17 protein-coding genes are annotated in these 17,655 nt (G+C 52.9%); 14 read left to right on the top strand and 3 right to left on the bottom strand.

Annotated features, from left to right (window positions below; genetic code table 11):
* Positions 1 to 10 precede the first annotated feature (10 nt).
* The 6 genes from ubiJ to tatD all read left to right on the top strand — a co-directional run bounded on the left by ubiJ (position 11) and on the right by tatD (position 4,756).
* On the top strand, positions 11 to 616 hold the full coding sequence (ubiJ, locus tag OGV74_RS03725) for a ubiquinone biosynthesis protein UbiJ (protein WP_003844641.1): 606 nt from the start codon (positions 11 to 13) through the stop codon (positions 614 to 616).
* The gene (gene ubiB, locus OGV74_RS03720) at positions 613 to 2,253 is read left to right on the top strand and encodes a ubiquinone biosynthesis regulatory protein kinase UbiB (protein WP_003841233.1); all 1,641 of its coding nucleotides are present in this window, start codon (positions 613 to 615) and stop codon (positions 2,251 to 2,253) included. Before ubiJ ends, ubiB begins: the two co-directional genes overlap by 4 nt.
* Positions 2,254 to 2,331: 78 nt before the next feature.
* Complete coding sequence (gene tatA, locus OGV74_RS03715) at positions 2,332 to 2,586, top strand: Sec-independent protein translocase subunit TatA (RefSeq protein WP_003017888.1); 255 nt, start codon at positions 2,332 to 2,334, stop codon at positions 2,584 to 2,586.
* 3 nt (positions 2,587 to 2,589) lie between these two features.
* Complete coding sequence (gene tatB, locus OGV74_RS03710; RefSeq protein ID WP_003017886.1) at positions 2,590 to 3,138, top strand: Sec-independent protein translocase protein TatB; 549 nt, start codon at positions 2,590 to 2,592, stop codon at positions 3,136 to 3,138.
* A gap of 2 nt (positions 3,139 to 3,140) precedes the next feature.
* On the top strand, positions 3,141 to 3,932 hold the full coding sequence (tatC, locus tag OGV74_RS03705) for a Sec-independent protein translocase subunit TatC (RefSeq protein ID WP_003017884.1): 792 nt from the start codon (positions 3,141 to 3,143) through the stop codon (positions 3,930 to 3,932).
* A gap of 41 nt (positions 3,933 to 3,973) precedes the next feature.
* Complete coding sequence (gene tatD, locus OGV74_RS03700) at positions 3,974 to 4,756, top strand: 3'-5' ssDNA/RNA exonuclease TatD (protein WP_003017882.1); 783 nt, start codon at positions 3,974 to 3,976, stop codon at positions 4,754 to 4,756.
* Between the two features lie 5 nt (positions 4,757 to 4,761).
* Here tatD and rfaH read toward each other — a convergent pair whose 3' ends face one another.
* The gene (gene rfaH / locus OGV74_RS03695) at positions 4,762 to 5,250 is read right to left on the bottom strand and encodes a transcription/translation regulatory transformer protein RfaH (RefSeq protein WP_003017881.1); all 489 of its coding nucleotides are present in this window, start codon (positions 5,248 to 5,250) and stop codon (positions 4,762 to 4,764) included.
* Positions 5,251 to 5,454: 204 nt separating this feature from the next.
* On the opposite strand from rfaH, the gene ubiD reads away from it, so the two are divergent.
* From ubiD to OGV74_RS03675, 4 genes are all read left to right on the top strand, one after another.
* On the top strand, positions 5,455 to 6,948 hold the full coding sequence (gene ubiD, locus OGV74_RS03690) for a 4-hydroxy-3-polyprenylbenzoate decarboxylase (protein ID WP_086504715.1): 1,494 nt from the start codon (positions 5,455 to 5,457) through the stop codon (positions 6,946 to 6,948).
* 40 nt (positions 6,949 to 6,988) lie between these two features.
* Entirely contained in the window at positions 6,989 to 7,690 is a 702-nt protein-coding gene (gene fre / locus OGV74_RS03685; RefSeq protein WP_003017873.1) for an NAD(P)H-flavin reductase, read from the top strand.
* Positions 7,691 to 7,917: 227 nt separating this feature from the next.
* Complete coding sequence (locus OGV74_RS03680) at positions 7,918 to 8,832, top strand: ROK family protein (protein WP_086504716.1); 915 nt, start codon at positions 7,918 to 7,920, stop codon at positions 8,830 to 8,832.
* A gap of 7 nt (positions 8,833 to 8,839) precedes the next feature.
* Positions 8,840 to 9,820, top strand: coding sequence for a LacI family DNA-binding transcriptional regulator (locus OGV74_RS03675; RefSeq protein ID WP_071696838.1), 981 nt, complete (start codon positions 8,840 to 8,842; stop codon positions 9,818 to 9,820).
* 178 nt (positions 9,821 to 9,998) lie between these two features.
* Here OGV74_RS03675 and fadA read toward each other — a convergent pair whose 3' ends face one another.
* The gene (gene fadA, locus OGV74_RS03670) at positions 9,999 to 11,162 is read right to left on the bottom strand and encodes an acetyl-CoA C-acyltransferase FadA (protein WP_003017858.1); all 1,164 of its coding nucleotides are present in this window, start codon (positions 11,160 to 11,162) and stop codon (positions 9,999 to 10,001) included.
* A 9-nt stretch (positions 11,163 to 11,171) separates the two neighbouring features.
* Entirely contained in the window at positions 11,172 to 13,361 is a 2,190-nt protein-coding gene (gene fadB, locus OGV74_RS03665) for a fatty acid oxidation complex subunit alpha FadB (protein ID WP_003017855.1), read from the bottom strand.
* Positions 13,362 to 13,550: 189 nt separating this feature from the next.
* Between fadB and pepQ the strand changes: the two genes are divergently transcribed.
* Genes pepQ through hemG form a run of 4 tightly spaced genes read left to right on the top strand, consistent with a single transcriptional unit; the run spans position 13,551 to position 17,543 of the window.
* A complete protein-coding gene (pepQ, locus tag OGV74_RS03660) occupies positions 13,551 to 14,882 on the top strand; it encodes a Xaa-Pro dipeptidase (protein WP_032950648.1) in 1,332 nt (443 codons plus the stop codon).
* Positions 14,882 to 15,496 (top strand): IMPACT family protein, encoded by a 615-nt coding sequence (locus tag OGV74_RS03655; protein ID WP_003017851.1) that lies wholly within the window; start codon positions 14,882 to 14,884, stop codon positions 15,494 to 15,496. Before pepQ ends, OGV74_RS03655 begins: the two co-directional genes overlap by 1 nt.
* 38 nt (positions 15,497 to 15,534) lie before the next feature.
* Positions 15,535 to 16,986: a Trk system potassium transporter TrkH gene (gene trkH, locus OGV74_RS03650; RefSeq protein ID WP_003017848.1), complete on the top strand. Its 1,452-nt coding sequence runs from the start codon at positions 15,535 to 15,537 to the stop codon at positions 16,984 to 16,986.
* A gap of 11 nt (positions 16,987 to 16,997) precedes the next feature.
* Entirely contained in the window at positions 16,998 to 17,543 is a 546-nt protein-coding gene (gene hemG, locus OGV74_RS03645) for a menaquinone-dependent protoporphyrinogen IX dehydrogenase (protein ID WP_086504717.1), read from the top strand.
* Positions 17,544 to 17,655: the final 112 nt, after the last annotated feature.

Below are 17,655 nucleotides of genomic sequence, written 5' to 3'. Positions count from 1 at the left end.
GAGAGTGGGGATGCCTTTAAAACCCTTAGTGACCGCAGGCGTTGAAAATCTGCTCAACACCTTTCTGTACCGCTCTCCTGCGCTCAAGTCAGCCAGAACGCGTTTACAGGGCAAAGTGCTACGTGTTGATCTCAAAGGATTTTCAACATCGTTAGTCCTGGTGTTTAGTGAGCGCCAGGTCGATGTGCTGGGGGCGTGGGAAGGCGAAGCCGATTGCACCGTAATCACATATGCCAGTGTGTTACCGAAATTGCGTGACAGACAGCAACTCACCACGCTTATCCGCAGCGGTGAACTGGAAGTCCAGGGTGATATCCAGGTAGTACAGAACTTTGTTGTGCTGGCCGATCTGGCGGAGTTGGATCCTGCAGAACTGTTAGCACCCTATACCGGCGATGTCGTCGCGGAAGGGGTCAGCAAAGTCTTGCGTGGTGGAGCGAAGTTCCTGTGCCATAACTTTCAGCGCCAGCAGCGCTATGTCGCCGAAGCGATCACCGAAGAGTGGCGCATGGCTCCTGGCCCACTAGAGGTTGCATGGTTTGCTGAAGAAACGGCAGCCGTTGAGCGCGCGGTCGAATCTCTGGCCAAACGGCTGGAAAAACTGGAGGCCAAATGACGCCAGGTGAAGTACGGCGCCTTTATTTCATCATTCGCACTTTTTTAAGCTACGGTCTTGATGAACTCATCCCCAAAATGCGAATCACGCTGCCGCTTCGGTTGTGGCGTTACTCGTTGTTCTGGATGCCTAACCGACATAAAGACAAACCGCTGGGAGAAAGGCTGAGACTGGCTTTACAGGAACTCGGCCCGGTGTGGATCAAGTTTGGGCAGATGCTCTCCACCCGTCGTGACCTTTTCCCTCCGCACATCGCCGATCAGCTTGCGCTATTGCAGGATCGTGTTGCCCCGTTTGATGGGCTTAGAGCGAAAAAACAAATCGAAGAGGCCATGGGCGGGCTGCCCGTCGAGGAATGGTTTGATGATTTTGAAATCACGCCGCTGGCATCTGCGTCTGTTGCTCAGGTTCACACTGCGCGATTGAAATCGAATGGCAAAGAGGTGGTGATCAAAGTTATTCGCCCGGACATACTGCCGGTCATCAAAGCGGATTTAAAACTGATCTACCGCCTGGCTCGTTGGGTTCCTCGTCTGCTGCCAGATGGGCGTCGCCTGCGACCAACAGAAGTCGTCCGTGAATATGAAAAAACGTTGATTGATGAGCTAAATCTGCTGCGCGAATCGGCGAACGCCATTCAGCTACGACGTAATTTTGAAGATAGCCCGATGCTGTACATCCCGGAAGTGTATTCCGACTATTGCAGTCAGAACATGATGGTGATGGAGCGCATTTACGGTATCCCGGTTTCAGATGTCACCACGCTTGAGAAGAACGGCACCAATATGAAGTTGCTGGCTGAACGTGGTGTTCAGGTCTTCTTTACTCAGGTTTTCCGCGACAGCTTTTTCCATGCGGACATGCACCCCGGGAACATTTTTGTCAGTTATGAGCACCCTGAAAACCCGAAATACATTGGTATTGATTGTGGGATTGTGGGCTCTTTAAACAAAGAAGATAAGCGTTACCTGGCTGAAAACTTCATTGCGTTCTTTAACCGCGATTACCGCAAAGTTGCTGAACTGCACGTGGATTCTGGTTGGGTTCCACCGGATACCAACGTAGAAGAGTTTGAATTTGCCATTCGTACCGTGTGCGAGCCGATTTTTGAAAAACCGCTGGCGGAGATTTCCTTTGGCCATGTGTTGTTGAATCTGTTCAACACTGCACGCCGCTTCAATATGGAAGTCCAGCCTCAACTGGTATTGCTACAGAAGACGCTGCTGTACGTTGAGGGTGTCGGGCGACAGCTCTACCCGCAGTTAGATTTGTGGAAAACGGCTAAGCCATTCCTTGAATCCTGGATTAAAGATCAGGTCGGTATTCCGGCGCTCGTTAGGGCATTTAAAGAAAAAGCACCGTTCTGGGTCGAAAAAATGCCAGAAATACCTGAACTGGTGTATGACAGTTTGCGCCAGGGCAAATATTTACAGCACAGTGTTGATAAGATTGCCCGCGAGCTTCACGCGAATCATGTACGCCAGGGACAATCCCGTTATTTATTGGGCATTGGCGCAACATTGTTGCTAAGTGGAACATTCCTGCTGGTAAGCCGTCCTGAGTGGGGGCTTATGCCGGGCTGGTTAATGGCAGGCGGCGTCTTAGCCTGGTTAATCGGCTGGCGCAAAATGCGCTGAATTTTTCATCGCCCAAGGCAGGTCGTGTAACGTATACTACGGCCTTATTAATTCATCATCTATGACAGAGGAACATGTATGGGTGGTATCAGTATTTGGCAGTTGTTGATCATTGCCGTCATCGTTGTACTGCTATTTGGCACCAAGAAACTCGGCTCCATCGGTTCCGATCTTGGCGCATCGATTAAAGGCTTCAAAAAAGCGATGGGTGATGATGAGCCTAAGCAAGATAAAACCAGCCAGGACGCTGATTTTACAGCTAAATCTATCACCGATAAGCAGGGCGAAGTGAAAAAGGAAGACGCCAAAAGCCAAGATAAAGAGCAGGTATAATCCGTGTTTGATATCGGTTTTAGCGAACTGTTATTGGTGTTCGTGATCGGCCTCATCGTCCTGGGGCCGCAACGATTACCCGTAGCGGTAAAAACGGTGGCTGGCTGGGTGCGTGCTTTACGTTCCCTGGCAACTACTGTTCAGAATGAACTGACCCAGGAGCTTAAGCTTCAGGAGTTTCAGGACAGCCTGAAGAAAGTAGAGAAAGCGAGCCTGACAAATCTGACCCCGGAGCTGAAAGCGTCAATGGATGAGCTGCGTGAAGCGGCGGAATCGATGAAGCGTTCATACAGCGTGCACGATCCTGAGAAAGCGAGCGATGAAGCGCACACTATCCATAATCCGGTGGTGAAAGAAGGTGAAGCGCAGCGAGAAGGGGTCACCCCTGCCGCCGCTGAAAATCAGGCCAGTTCGCCGGAGCAAAAACCGGAATCCACGGGTGCTAAAACGCCAGAGCCGACGGAAAACGCTTCCGCCACGTTGATGGATGCAGAAAAGAAAGCTGCCGCACCTGTTGTCGAATCCTCACCCTCGTCGAGTGATAAACCGTAAACATGTCTGTAGAAGATACCCAACCGCTCATCACGCATCTTATTGAGCTGCGTAAGCGACTCCTGAACTGCATTATTGCGGTAATCGTGATCTTTCTGGCGTTGGTTTATTTTGCCAACGACATTTACCATATGGTTGCAGCGCCGCTGATTAAACAGATGCCGCAGGGCGCAACGATGATCGCCACCGATGTGGCTTCGCCGTTCTTTACGCCAATCAAGTTGACCTTCATGGTGTCGCTGATCCTGTCAGCGCCAGTGATCCTCTACCAGGTATGGGCATTCATTGCGCCTGCTTTGTACAAACATGAACGTCGCCTGGTTGTGCCGCTGCTAGTCTCCAGTTCGTTGCTGTTCTACATCGGCATGGCATTCGCCTATTTTGTCGTCTTCCCGTTGGCGTTTGGTTTTCTGGCTAACACGGCTCCGCAAGGCGTGCAGGTATCAACGGACATTGCCAGCTATCTCAGCTTTGTAATGGCGCTATTTATGGCTTTCGGTGTCTCTTTTGAGGTCCCTGTCGCCATTGTGCTGCTATGCTGGATGGGCATTACGACGCCAGACGATTTACGTAAGAAACGACCTTACGTTGTGGTGGGAGCATTCGTCGTCGGGATGTTACTGACCCCGCCAGATGTCTTCTCGCAAACGTTGTTGGCGATACCGATGTACTGCCTGTTTGAAGTGGGCGTTTTCTTCTCTCGTTTCTATGTCGGCAAGCGACGTACGCGAGATGAGGACAACGAGGCTGAAGAAGCAAAAGAAGCCGAAGCCACCGAGAAAACAGAAGAGTAAATTCAACCGCCCGTCAGGGCGGTTGTCATATGGGAGGTAGCATGTTTGACATTGGCGTTAATTTAACCAGTTCACAATTTGCAAAAGACAGGGATGATGTTGTGGCGCGCGCCTTTGCTGCGGGCGTAAACGGTATGCTTCTGACCGGAACAAACCTGCACGAAAGCCAGCAGGCGCTAAAGTTGGCACAGCATTATCCGCATTGCTGGTCCACGGCTGGCGTGCACCCGCATGACAGCAGCCAATGGCAGTCCTCAACGGAAGACGAGATTATCGCGCTGGCAAACCAGTCTGAGGTGGTCGCTATTGGCGAGTGCGGTCTGGATTTCAATCGCAATTTCTCCACGCCGCAGGAGCAGGAACGTGCTTTTGAAGCGCAGCTGCGCATTGCTGCTGAACTGCAGATGCCGATTTTCATGCATTGTCGGGATGCCCACGAGCGTTTTCTGACGTTGCTGGAGCCGTGGCTGGATAGCCTCCCAGGCGCGGTGCTGCACTGTTTTACCGGAACGCGACAGGAGATGCAGGACTGCGTGGACCGGGGACTCTATATCGGTATCACCGGCTGGGTCTGTGATGAGCGCCGGGGGATGGAACTGCGGGAACTGCTGCCGTTTATTCCGGTGGAAAGGCTGCTGATTGAAACCGATGCGCCTTACCTACTCCCTCGCGACTTAACGCCTAAACCGACGTCACGGCGCAATGAACCGGCGCACCTGCCACATATTCTTGAGCGTATTGCCCACTGGCGCGGTGAAAATCCTCAATGGCTGTCAGCAACCATTGATGCTAACGTCCGAACGCTGTTCGAAGTGACCTTCTAAACGGCTTAAATTTTCCGAAAGCCGGTATTTTTCACGCTCTGCTTAACCTCTTTATTCAACAGGTTAAGCAGTAGCATGGAACGCGCTTCGCCATCCGGTTCGGTGAAGATCGCTTTTAGCCCCTCAAACGCCCCTTCAGTAATAATCACGCTGTCCCCTGGCTGAGGAGTTTGCGGGTCAACAATTCCTTCAGGCTTGTAGATAGAAAGCTGGTGAATAACGGGAGAAGGTACTGTCGCAGGCGTCGCGCCAAAACGGACGAAATGGCTGACACCACGCGTGGCATTGATAGTGGTGGTGTGGATCACTTCCGGGTCGAACTCGACAAACATGTAATTAGGGAATAGTGGTTCACTGACTGTGGTACGTTTACCGCGCACTATTTTTTCCAGGGTGATCATAGGCGTCAGGCAGTTCACCGCCTGTCTTTCCAGGTGTTCCTGGGCTCGCTGAAGTTGCCCACGTTTGCAGTACAGTAAATACCAGGATTGCATAATAACTCTTATCCGCTTGTTCTGAGCGCCAGCATAGCAAAAGCCATGCGTTAAGTTAATTATACCCGCCTCAACGCAGGCTGAAACCCAATGGGTATATACTCCCAGGGCTTATATGTATCGCCAGAGTTCACGCTAATTTAACAAAAATACAGCATCACAATGATGAACGCCGTATAATGAAGCGCTTACGAAGAGGCCACAATGGACGCCATGAAATATCACGATTTACGCGACTTCCTGACGCTGCTTGAACAGCAGGGCGAGCTCAAACGCATTTCGCTTGAGGTGGATCCCCACCTGGAAATTACTGAAATTGCCGATCGCACTCTGCGTGCCGGTGGGCCTGCGTTACTGTTTGAGAATCCGAAAGGCTATTCAATGCCGGTGCTGTGTAACCTGTTTGGCACACCAAAGCGTGTTGCGATGGGGATGGGACAAGAAGATGTCTCGGCGCTACGAGAAGTCGGTAAACTGTTGGCGTTTTTGAAAGAGCCAGAGCCACCGAAAGGATTCCGCGATCTGTTTGATAAGCTGCCGCAGTTTAAGCAGGTGTTGAACATGCCGACTAAGCGGTTGCGTGGTGCGCCTTGTCAGCAAAAAATCTACTCAGGCGATGACGTTGATTTAAACCGCATTCCGATTATGACCTGCTGGCCGGAAGATGCCGCGCCGCTGATTACCTGGGGACTCACCGTCACGCGTGGTCCGCATAAAGAGCGGCAGAATCTGGGCATCTATCGCCAGCAGCTGATTGGTAAAAACAAGCTTATTATGCGCTGGTTGTCCCATCGCGGCGGCGCGCTTGATTATCAGGAGTGGTGCGCGGCGCATCCTGGTGAACGTTTCCCGGTTTCAGTGGCGTTGGGGGCAGATCCTGCGACCATTCTGGGGGCCGTGACGCCCGTTCCTGATACATTATCCGAGTATGCATTTGCCGGGCTGTTGCGCGGTACCAAGACCGAAGTGGTCAAATGTATTTCCAACGACCTGGAAGTGCCTGCCAGCGCAGAAATCGTACTGGAAGGGTACATCGAACCGGGCGAGCTGGCTCCAGAAGGGCCCTATGGCGATCATACTGGCTACTACAACGAAGTAGATAATTTCCCGGTCTTTACCGTCACCCACATTACCCAGCGTGAAGATGCTATTTATCACTCTACCTATACCGGACGTCCGCCTGATGAGCCAGCAGTGCTCGGCGTGGCGCTGAACGAAGTATTCGTTCCTATTCTGCAAAAGCAGTTCCCGGAAATCGTCGATTTTTACCTGCCTCCGGAAGGCTGTTCATATCGTCTGGCCGTGGTGACGATGAAAAAACAGTACGCAGGCCATGCCAAACGCGTCATGATGGGGGCTTGGTCGTTTTTGCGCCAGTTCATGTACACCAAATTTGTTATTGTCTGCGATGATGACGTTAACGCGCGCGACTGGAATGATGTAATTTGGGCTATTACTACCCGTATGGACCCCGCCCGGGATACGGTACTGGTAGAGAATACGCCAATTGATTACCTGGACTTTGCCTCGCCGGTTTCCGGCCTTGGTTCAAAAATGGGGCTGGATGCCACAAATAAATGGCCGGGCGAAACCCAACGCGAATGGGGACGCCCGATTAAAAAAGATCCTGAAGTGACTGCGCGTATTGACGCAATTTGGGATGAACTGGCCATCTTTAATGACGGCAAAAGCGCCTGAGGCGCGATCGTTTTGCCTATTGATCCGACAGAGAGAGCGCATGACAACCTTAAGCTGTAAAGTGACCTCGGTAGAAGCTATAACTGACACCGTATATCGCGTTCGTTTAGTGCCAGACGCGGCGTTTTCCTTTCGTGCTGGCCAGTATTTAATGGTCGTGATGGACGAAAGGGATAAGCGTCCGTTCTCCATGGCATCAACGCCGGACGAGCAAGGATTCATTGAGCTGCACGTTGGCGCCTCTGAGCTAAATCTTTACGCCATGGCCGTGATGGACCGTATTCTGAAAGACCGGGAAATCAAGGTCGATATTCCGCATGGCGAAGCCTGGCTGCGTGATGAAGACGAGCGCCCGCTGATCCTGATTGCCGGAGGTACAGGATTCTCTTACGTGCGTTCTATTCTGCTTACCGCGCTGGCACGCAATCCCAACCGCGATATCACGATTTACTGGGGCGGGCGCGAAGAGAAGCATCTCTACGATCTCTCAGAGCTGGAAGCATTGTCGGTGAATCACCCGAACCTGCGTGTTGAGCCGGTGGTAGAGCAGCCTGAAGACGGCTGGCGTGGTCGTACGGGAACCGTGTTAACGGCAGTATTGCAGGATTACGGTACTCTGGCGGAACACGATATCTACATTGCTGGTCGTTTTGAGATGGCAAAAATCGCGCGCGACCTGTTCTGTAATGAGCGTCAGGCACGTGAAGATCGCCTGTTTGGCGACGCGTTCGCGTTCATTTAAGCGCTGTGCGCCGGAGTCCTTCCGGCGCATCCATCACCAACCTTACTTCTTCTAACAGGGTGCAAGCCTGGTCTCACAACTCCTCTTTTCAGAACATTTTTAGTAAACATGTTTTTCCTATCTATTAACCATAAAACTGATTTTTTGTGACGGGTCTCATTTTGTTTAGTAAACAAAATAGGCAAGCTGTATCGCATCACATTGCTGGACATCAACGAGGGAAAACCATGAGGCTCGGACTGGATATCGGCGGGACTAAAATTGAAGCGGTGGTGATTGATAACGCGGGTGAAATTGTTTACCGCGAGCGATGTGCGACACCAAAGCAGAGTTACGGTGATTTTTTCCAGGCCGTGACGGAGATGATTTCTAAGGCCAGACTGGCCGTTAATCAGTCTTTATCGGTTGGTGTTGGAGTGCCTGGCGCGGTGGATAGCGAAGGTTTGATTAAGAATTCGAACATCCTGGTGTTGAATCAGCAGGCTTTTGCTCAAGACCTTGAGCGAGCGTTAGGAATACCCGTGCCTGTTACTAATGATGCCAACTGCTTTACCCTGTCGGAAGCGATGGACGGTAGCGGAAACGGGCATAGCGTGGTATTTGGCGTGATCCTCGGTACCGGTTGCGGCGGTGGACTATGCATCGATAACCGTTTGATCTCTGGGCCTAACGCCTGTGCAGGAGAGTGGGGACATAATGCATTGCCGCGCTACCACGAATCTCGGGATGGGGCTGAAGTGACATGCTATTGCGGACAGGTGAACTGTATTGAGAGCTTTATTTCCGGCAGCGGCCTGGAGCGTCAGTATATGAATCACACCGCGCAACATGCAGGTGTGCCACATATTATGCAACGGGTAGAATCGGGTGATGCAGATGCCTGTTTGTTATGGGAACGCTATTGCGATCAGCTGGCGCGCGCGTTGGCGGGGGTGGTGAATACGCTCGATCCCGATGTTATCGTGCTGGGCGGTGGGGTATCCAATATCACTTTACTGTACTCAGGCTTGCAGGCGCGAGTGGCGCAGTACGTATTTGGTAAACAGTGCCGTACGCCGATCGTTCAGGCCCGACACGGTGACAGCAGCGGCGTACGCGGCGCGGCCTGGCTGGGGGCGCAAAAGGCCAGCGTAAATCAATGAGAGTGACATGACGAAACCTGTACGTATCAGGGACATTGCCGAAGCTTGTGGTGTCTCGGTTGGCGCGGTTTCCCGCGCCCTGAAAGGGCAGCCAGGGCTACGTGAAGATACCCGGCTGCGCATTATTTCTGTGGCGCAGCAGCAGGGTTATGATTTTTCTCGCCTGCGTGCAGACAAGATCAAACGCGTCCTGTTTTTGCTGCACCGCCAGCACAATATCAGCCGGGCATTGCCGTTTTATTCTCAACTGCTGCTGGGGATAGAAGATAACTGTCGTGACCATGGTATTGCGCTGAGCTTTCTCTCCATTGGTCCTGGCGATGCAGTGAGTGAGCAGGTGATGTTGCACCAGCCTGATGCGCTGATCTGCGCGGGATTTTTTGAGCCTGAATTACTTGGCTTGCTGCAACAGATGAAACTGCCGTTGGTGCTGGTGGATCTCTGGGCGCCGGGCCTGCCTTGCGTGAACCCGGACAATACCCAGGGCGGTTATCTGGCCACGCAACATCTGATTGCGCAAGGGCGTAGCCGTATCGCTTTTCTTGCCAGTTCGCTTGCGCACTACAGCATCCGTCAGCGCGAGAAGGGCTACCGTCAGGCATTGTATGAAGCCCGTTTGCTGATGCCGCCAGAGTATGAAGCCATTGCGCCGCCACTGCTGGATACCGAGCAATCTTTGGTGGAGGCGATTAATGAATTGCTCAGTCTGCCAGAGCCGCCCGACGCTATTTTTGCCTATAACGACGCGGCAGCGCTGGTTGTTCAACGGGTGTGTGCGCAGCAGGGTATACGTATCCCGGAAGATCTTGCGTTGGTGGGGTTTGATGATATTGATGCTGCGGCCTGGTCACATCCACCACTCACCACCATTGCGGTTGATAAACAACAATTGGGGCGTGAAGCGCTGCGTTTATTGCTGGAAGAAAATCAGGAAGAGAATCTGCTGTTGCCGGTGCAGTTAGTGGTGCGTGGTAGTTCATGGAAATAAAAAACCCGCCCCTGACAGGCGGGAAGAACGGCAACTAAACCTTTCCCCGTCATAATTCACACTGCCTCTTTGTTGGCTGCCTTTGCTCACCCCGGTCACATAGTTATCTATGCTCCCGGGGATTCGCTCAGTTGCCGCCGCGATGCAGCGCGAATTATTTAGGGAAATTTATCTTTGATTAAACTCGCTCAAATACCGTCGCGATGCCCTGACCTAACCCGATACACATCGTCGCCAGACCAAACTGCACGTCTTTACGTTCCATCAGGTTGAGCAGGGTGGTGCTGATACGTGCCCCGGAGCATCCCAGTGGGTGGCCCAGAGCGATCGCGCCGCCGTTGAGGTTGATCTTCTCGTCTATCTGCTCCATCAGTCCCAGATCTTTAATGCACGGCAGGATCTGAGCGGCAAAGGCTTCGTTCATCTCAAACAAGCCGATGTCGCTGGTGGAGAGTCCCGCTTTTTTCAGCGCCAGCTTTGAGGCTGGAACCGGACCGTAACCCATGATTGACGGGTCGCAGCCAACAACAGCCATCGAACGAATACGGGCTCGTGGCGTCAGACCCAGCTCACGGGCGCGACTTTCACTCATCACCAGCATCGCCGCTGCGCCGTCGGAGAGCGCGGAGGATGTACCGGCAGTGACCGTTCCACTAACCGGATCGAACGCCGGGCGCAGGGTGGAGAGCGCTTCAACGGTTGTCTCCGGGCGGATAACCTCATCGTAGTTAAACTGCTTCAGCACGCCGTCGGCATCATGACCGCCGGTTGGGATGATTTCGTTTTTAAATGCGCCAGACTGTGTTGCAGCCCAGGCGCGAGCATGTGAACGTGCGGCGAAAGCATCCTGCATTTCACGGCTGATGCCGTGCATGCGGGAGAGCATTTCTGCGGTCAGACCCATCATCCCCGCCGCTTTTGCTACGTTGCGGCTCATGCCCGGATGGAAATCAACGCCGTGGCTCATTGGTACATGGCCCATATGCTCCACGCCACCAATCAGGCACGCCTGAGCATCGCCGGTCATGATCATACGTGCCGCGTCGTGCAGCGCCTGCATTGATGAACCGCACAGGCGGTTCACGGTGACCGCCGGAACGGAGTGCGGAATTTCCGCCAGCAGCGCGGCGTTACGGGCGATGTTGAAACCCTGCTCCAGCGTTTGCTGCACACAGCCCCAGTAAATGTCATCCAGCGCGGTTGGATCCAGTGCCGGATTACGCGCCAGCAGGCTACGCATTAAGTGTGCGGAGAGATCTTCTGCCCGCACGTTACGAAACGCCCCCCCTTTTGAACGGCCCATCGGGGTACGGATCGCATCAACAATTACAACCTGTTCCATTGTGACTCCTTAAGCCGTTTTCAGGCTGCCAACCGGGCGGGCAGGCTCAACCTGGGGATAATACGGTTCGTTATGGCGCGCCTTATCACGCAGACCAGCCGGAACTTCATACAGCGCTCCGAGGTGCTGATACTGCTGGGCCATATCGAGATACTTCGCGCTGCCGAGCGTATCCAGCCAGCGGAACGCGCCGCCGTGGAACGGAGGGAAGCCCAGGCCATACACCAGTGCCATATCGGCTTCTGCCGGGCTGGCTATAATGCCTTCTTCCAGGCACCGTACCACTTCGTTGACCATTGGGATCATCATGCGAGCGATAATCTCTTCATCACTGAATTCGCGTTTCGGCTGGCTGACTTCTGCCAGCAGATCATCAACGGTGGCATCCTCTTCTTTTTTCGGCTTGCCCTTGTTGTCTTCTTTATAACGCCAGAATCCAAGACCGTTTTTCTGTCCGAAACGGTTAGCATCAAACAGGGCGTCTATCGCGTCGCGATAATCTTTCTGCATACGCTGAGGGAAGCCTGCGGACATCACTGCCTGCGCGTGATGTGCGGTATCAATTCCCACCACGTCCAGCAGATAAGCCGGGCCCATCGGCCAGCCAAACTGTTTTTCCATGACTTTATCGACTTTGCGGAAATCCGCCCCATCGCGCAGCAGCTGGCTGAAACCGGCAAAATACGGGAACAGCACGCGGTTCACGAAGAAACCGGGGCAGTCGTTGACCACAATTGGCGTTTTGCCCATCTGGCTTGCCCATGCGACAACTTTGGCGATGGTTTCATCCGAGCTTTTCTCGCCGCGAATGATCTCAACCAGTGGCATGCGGTGTACTGGGTTAAAGAAGTGCATCCCACAGAAGTTTTCCGGGCGCTTGAGCGCGCTGGCCAGCTCGTTGATTGGGATGGTCGAGGTATTCGACGCCAGTACGGTGTCCGGGCGTACCTGATCTTCGGTTTCCGCCAGTACCGCTTTTTTCACTTTCGGGTTTTCCACGACCGCTTCAACCACCACGTCCACACGCTCAAAACCGCTATAGTCGAGGGTTGGATGAATAGTGGAAATCACGCCCGCCATTTTCAGACCGTCAATTTTGCCGCGCTCAAGCTGTTTGTTCAGTAGTTTGGCCGCTTCGGTCATGCCCAGCGTTAATGATTTGTCGTTGATATCTTTCATGACAACCGGCACGCCTTTCCAGGCTGACTGGTAAGCGATGCCGCCGCCCATAATGCCTGCACCCAGCACTGCCGCTTGCTTTGGTGCTTCAATATTTTTGGTGAGCTTTTTGGCTTTGGCTTTCACGAACTGATCGTTAAGGAAGATCCCAACCAGCGCGCGAGCTTCACTGGTGTGCGCCAGTGGCACAAAGCTTTTATTTTCCAGATTCAGCGCTTCTTCACGGCCAAAACGAGCCGCTGCTTCAATAGTTTTTACCGCGGTAATCGGTGCGGGATAATGCTTACCTGCCGTCTGTGCCACCATGCCTTTGGCGATGGTAAAGCTCATAGCCGCTTCAATTTTGCTGAGTTTCAACGGCTCCAGTTTCGGCTGACGTTTGGCTTTCCAGTCGAGGTCGCCGTTAATCGCCTGACGTAATACCGCGATCGCGCCATCAAGCAGTTTGTCTTGCTTCACTACGCCATCGACCAGACCGATTTTTAGCGCCTGCTCAGCACCAACGTCTTTACCTGCCGCAATAATTTCCAGAGCGCTGTCCGCACCCAGCATACGTGGCATACGCACAGAGCCGCCAAAGCCCGGCATAATGCCCAGCTTGGTTTCCGGCAGGCCAATGCGCAGGTCCGGCGTTGCCAGACGATAATCGGTTGCCAGGACACACTCGCAGCCACCGCCCAACGCATAACCATTTACCGCTGAGAGGGTCGGAACAGGTAGATCTTCGAGGCGGTTAAAGACGCTGTTGGCAAAATGCAGCCACTGGCTCAGTTGCTCTTCAGGTACGAGGAACAGTGAAAGGAATTCGGTGATATCGGCACCAACAATAAAGGCTGCTTTGTTAGAGCGCAGAAGCAGCCCTTTTAAATTCGGTTGTTTTTCCAGCACATCAAGCGCATGGCCCAGGCTGGCAACGGTGGCCGTGTCGAGTTTATTGACCGAACCAGGGGCATCGAACACCAGTTCGGCGATGCCATCTTCCAGCCAGTCGAGGTACAGGGTGTCGCCTTTGTAAAGCATGTCAGTCTCCTGAATCCGCAAGGTGATCTGGTCATACCAGATGAATCGAAGTGTGTGTTTTATGTTAATAAAATGCAAATGAATGATTAAAGAAATGACGATTCGATCACGCTCGGCAGAAATCACGCACTCACAAAGCGATGTGCTAAGATGCGGAGACTTGAGGTCAAAAAAACAGAAGGGTAGAAAATGGAATCACTGGCCGCACTCTATAAAAATCATATCGTTACCTTACAAGAACGGACGCGCGACGCGCTGGAGCGCTTCAAGCTGGATGCGTTACTTATTCACTCAGGCGAACTTGTTAACGTCTTTCTCGACGATCATCCGTACCCGTTTAAGGTCAATCCGCAATTCAAAGCCTGGGTGCCTGTCACGCAGGTTCCTAACTGCTGGTTGCTGGTGGATGGCGTAAACAAGCCGAAACTGTGGTTCTACCTGCCGGTCGATTACTGGCACAACGTTGAGCCGCTGCCTACCTCTTTCTGGACGGAAGAAATCGAGATCATCGCGCTGCCGAAAGCGGATGGTATCGGTAGCCAACTGCCAGCTGCTCGCGGCAATATCGGTTACATTGGCCCGGTTCCGGAACGTGCCCTGCAACTGGACATCGCGGCCAGCAACATCAACCCGAAAGGGGTGATTGACTACCTGCATTATTACCGTGCCTATAAAACGGACTACGAACTGGCCTGTATGCGCGAAGCGCAGAAAATGGCGGTAAATGGACACCGTGCAGCAGAAGAAGCGTTCCGTTCCGGAATGAGCGAGTTTGACATCAACCTCGCTTACCTGACTGCCACCGGTCACCGCGACACCGACGTGCCATACAGCAACATCGTGGCGCTTAACGAGCATGCTTCGGTTCTTCATTACACCAAGCTGGATCATCAGGCGCCGTCTGAAATCCGCAGCTTCCTGCTCGACGCTGGCGCGGAATACAACGGCTATGCGGCAGACCTGACGCGTACCTGGTCGGCGAAAAGCGACAACGACTATGCGCATCTGGTGAAAGACGTTAACGACGAAGAGCTGGCGCTGATTGCCACCATGAAAGCAGGTACCAGCTACGTGGATTACCACATTCAGTTCCATCAGCGCATCGCGAAGCTGCTGCGTAAGCATCAAATCATCACCGATATGAGTGAAGAGGCGATGGTAGAAAACGATCTTACCGGGCCGTTTATGCCACACGGCATTGGTCACCCGCTGGGCCTGCAGGTACATGATGTCGCTGGCTTTATGCAGGATGACAGTGGTACCCATCTGGCCGCGCCGTCGAAGTATCCTTACCTGCGTTGCACCCGCGTATTGCAACCGGGCATGGTTCTGACCATCGAACCGGGCATTTACTTCATTGAATCTCTGCTGGCGCCATGGCGTGAAGGGCAGTTCAGCAAACACTTCAACTGGCAGAAAATTGAAGCCCTGAAACCGTTCGGCGGTATTCGTATTGAAGACAACGTGGTGGTCCACGAAAACAATATCGAAAACATGACGCGGGATTTGAAACTGGCGTAATGGACAGTTGGTTAATCCCTGCGGCGCCGGTTAGCGTCGTCGAAGAGATCAAAAAAAGCCGCTTCATTACGCTGCTCGCCCATACGGACGGCGTAGAAGCGGCAAAAGCGTTTGTTGAGTCAGTCAAAGCGGAACACCCGGACGCCCGCCACCATTGCGTGGCATGGGTGGCGGGTGCGCCCAATGACTCGCAGCAGTTGGGATTTTCAGACGATGGCGAACCGGCGGGTACGGCAGGTAAACCGATGCTCGCGCAACTGATGGGGAGCGGTGTCGGTGAGATTACCGCTGTAGTCGTGCGCTACTACGGCGGTATCCTTCTCGGTACTGGAGGGTTGGTAAAAGCTTACGGCGGCGGTGTGAATCAGGCGTTGCGCCAGTTAACGACACAGCGCAAGACGCCATTAACCGAATATACTTTGCAGTGTGAGTACGGTCAGCTGGCAGGCATTGAAGCCTTGCTGGGGCAGTTTGACGGTAAAGTTGTTGCCAGTGATTACCAGGCTTTTGTTCGACTCAGGGTGGCGCTTCCTTTTGCCAAAGTGGATGAGTTTTCGGCAAAACTGGCGGATTTTAGTCGTGGTTCATTGCAATTGTTAGCGATTGAAGAATAATCCCCACCTCATTTTAAAGAACTAAGGAAGCGGCAGAGATGCATTTTCGCGCCATCACCCGAATCGTTGGACTACTGGTCATCTTATTCTCGGGGACAATGATTATCCCTGGACTGGTAGCGCTCATCTACCGTGACGGGGCAGGGCGTGCATTCACCCAAACTTTCTTCGTTGCTTTGGCGATCGGCTCCATGCTGTGGTGGCCAAACCGTAAAGAGAAGGGCGAGCTGAAATCGCGCGAAGGATTTCTGATTGTCGTTTTGTTCTGGACCGTTCTGGGCAGCGTGGGTGCGCTACCGTTCATCTTTGCGGAAAGCCCTAACCTGACGATAACCGACGCTTTTTTTGAATCCTTTTCCGGATTGACCACTACCGGTGCGACGACGCTGGTGGGGCTGGATTCATTGCCACACGCGATTCTCTTCTATCGCCAGATGCTGCAATGGTTCGGCGGGATGGGGATCATCGTGCTGGCGGTGGCTATCCTGCCTATTCTTGGCGTGGGTGGGATGCAGCTCTATCGGGCAGAAATGCCGGGGCCGCTGAAAGATAATAAGATGCGCCCGCGTATTGCCGAAACGGCGAAAACGCTGTGGCTTATCTATGTATTACTGACGGTGGCGTGCGCGCTGGCGCTATGGTTTGCCGGGATGCCCGCGTTTGACGCCATTGGGCACAGTTTTGCCACGATTGCCATCGGTGGTTTTTCCACACACGATGCCAGCGTGGGGTATTTCGACAGTCCCACGATTAATACGATTATTGCTATCTTCTTGCTGATCTCCGGTTGTAACTATGGTCTGCACTTCTCTTTATTAAGTGGGCGTAGTCTGAAGGTTTACTGGCGCGATCCGGAATTCCGCATGTTCATCGGCGTGCAGTTGACGCTGGTGGCTGTCTGTACGTTGGTGCTGTGGATACACAATACCTATGGCTCGGCGCTCACGACGATCAACCAGGCCTTTTTCCAGGTGGTATCGATGGCGACGACTGCCGGATTTACCACGGACAGTATTGCCCGCTGGCCGCTGTTCCTGCCGGTGCTGCTGCTGTGTTCTGCTTTTATCGGCGGCTGTGCCGGGTCGACGGGGGGGGGCTTGAAGGTGATTCGTATCCTGCTGCTGTTTAAGCAAGGCAACCGCGAATTGAAACGACTGGTTCATCCGAATGCGGTTTACAGTATCAAACTGGGTAACCGTGCGTTGCCGGAGCGAATTCTTGAAGCCGTATGGGGATTCTTCTCTGCCTATGCGTTGGTCTTTATTATCAGTATGCTGGCGATTATTGCGACCGGCGTTGATGACTTCTCCGCGTTTGCCTCTGTTGTGGCAACGTTGAATAACCTGGGGCCTGGACTGGGGGTTGTTGCCGACAACTTTGCCAGTATGAACCCTGTGGCGAAGTGGATCCTGATTGCCAATATGCTGTTTGGTCGTCTGGAGGTCTTTACTCTGCTGGTGCTCTTTACCCCTACCTTCTGGCGTGAATAATGGAGTAACACGTGAAAACACTGATTCTTTTTTCTTCCCGGGACGGACAAACGCGTGAAATCGCGGAATATCTGGCTTCTGAACTCAAAGAGCTGGGCGTTTGGGCAGATGTTGTTAATTTGCATCGTACCGCGGAGCCGGACTGGCAAAATTATGACAGCGTGGTGATTGGCGCCTCGATTCGCTATGGTCATTACCATGCTTCTTTTCAGGAGTTTGTGAAAAAGCATGCCACACGGCTGAATTCGATGCCGAGTGCGTTCTACTCCGTAAACCTCGTTGCCCGTAAACCGGAGAAACGTACGCCGCAAACCAACAGCTATGCGCGTAAGTTCCTGATGAGTTCGCCGTGGCGACCAGATCACAGTGCAGTCATTGCGGGTGCTTTGCTGTATCCCCGCTATCGCTGGTATGACCGCGTTATGATCCAACTGATAATGAAGATGTCAGGTGGTGAAACGGATACGAATAAAGAAGTGGTGTATACCGATTGGGAACAGGTTGCGAGATTCGCGCGGGAAATAGCCCAATTAACCAACAAAACGTCGTTAAAATAAACGTAAAGAATAAAAAATACGCACTCGGAAGATTATTTTAAATTTCCCCTTGTCAGCCTGAAATAACTCCCTATAATGCGCCTCCACTGACACGGAACAACGGATTACAAGC

Origin of the sequence: Citrobacter sp. Cf116 (assembly GCF_030336505.1) — a bacterium.
GTDB lineage: Bacteria > Pseudomonadota > Gammaproteobacteria > Enterobacterales > Enterobacteriaceae > Citrobacter > Citrobacter freundii.
This window is presented reverse-complemented; position numbering and strand designations above follow the sequence as displayed.

Bases quoted from the DNA above. Each gene is read 5' to 3' on its own strand.
- ubiJ (WP_003844641.1), top strand. From the start codon at position 11: ATGCCTTTAAAACCCTTAGTGACCGCAGGCGTTGAAAATCTGCTCAAC.
- ubiB (WP_003841233.1), top strand. From the start codon at position 613: ATGACGCCAGGTGAAGTACGGCGCCTTTATTTCATCATTCGCACTTTT.
- tatA (WP_003017888.1), top strand. From the start codon at position 2,332: ATGGGTGGTATCAGTATTTGGCAGTTGTTGATCATTGCCGTCATCGTT.
- tatC (WP_003017884.1), top strand. From the start codon at position 3,141: ATGTCTGTAGAAGATACCCAACCGCTCATCACGCATCTTATTGAGCTG.
- tatD (WP_003017882.1), top strand. From the start codon at position 3,974: ATGTTTGACATTGGCGTTAATTTAACCAGTTCACAATTTGCAAAAGAC.
- rfaH (WP_003017881.1), bottom strand. From the start codon at position 5,250: ATGCAATCCTGGTATTTACTGTACTGCAAACGTGGGCAACTTCAGCGA.
- ubiD (WP_086504715.1), top strand. From the start codon at position 5,455: ATGGACGCCATGAAATATCACGATTTACGCGACTTCCTGACGCTGCTT.
- fre (WP_003017873.1), top strand. From the start codon at position 6,989: ATGACAACCTTAAGCTGTAAAGTGACCTCGGTAGAAGCTATAACTGAC.
- OGV74_RS03680 (WP_086504716.1), top strand. From the start codon at position 7,918: ATGAGGCTCGGACTGGATATCGGCGGGACTAAAATTGAAGCGGTGGTG.
- OGV74_RS03675 (WP_071696838.1), top strand. From the start codon at position 8,840: ATGACGAAACCTGTACGTATCAGGGACATTGCCGAAGCTTGTGGTGTC.
- fadA (WP_003017858.1), bottom strand. From the start codon at position 11,162: ATGGAACAGGTTGTAATTGTTGATGCGATCCGTACCCCGATGGGCCGT.
- fadB (WP_003017855.1), bottom strand. From the start codon at position 13,361: ATGCTTTACAAAGGCGACACCCTGTACCTCGACTGGCTGGAAGATGGC.
- pepQ (WP_032950648.1), top strand. From the start codon at position 13,551: ATGGAATCACTGGCCGCACTCTATAAAAATCATATCGTTACCTTACAA.
- OGV74_RS03655 (WP_003017851.1), top strand. From the start codon at position 14,882: ATGGACAGTTGGTTAATCCCTGCGGCGCCGGTTAGCGTCGTCGAAGAG.
- trkH (WP_003017848.1), top strand. From the start codon at position 15,535: ATGCATTTTCGCGCCATCACCCGAATCGTTGGACTACTGGTCATCTTA.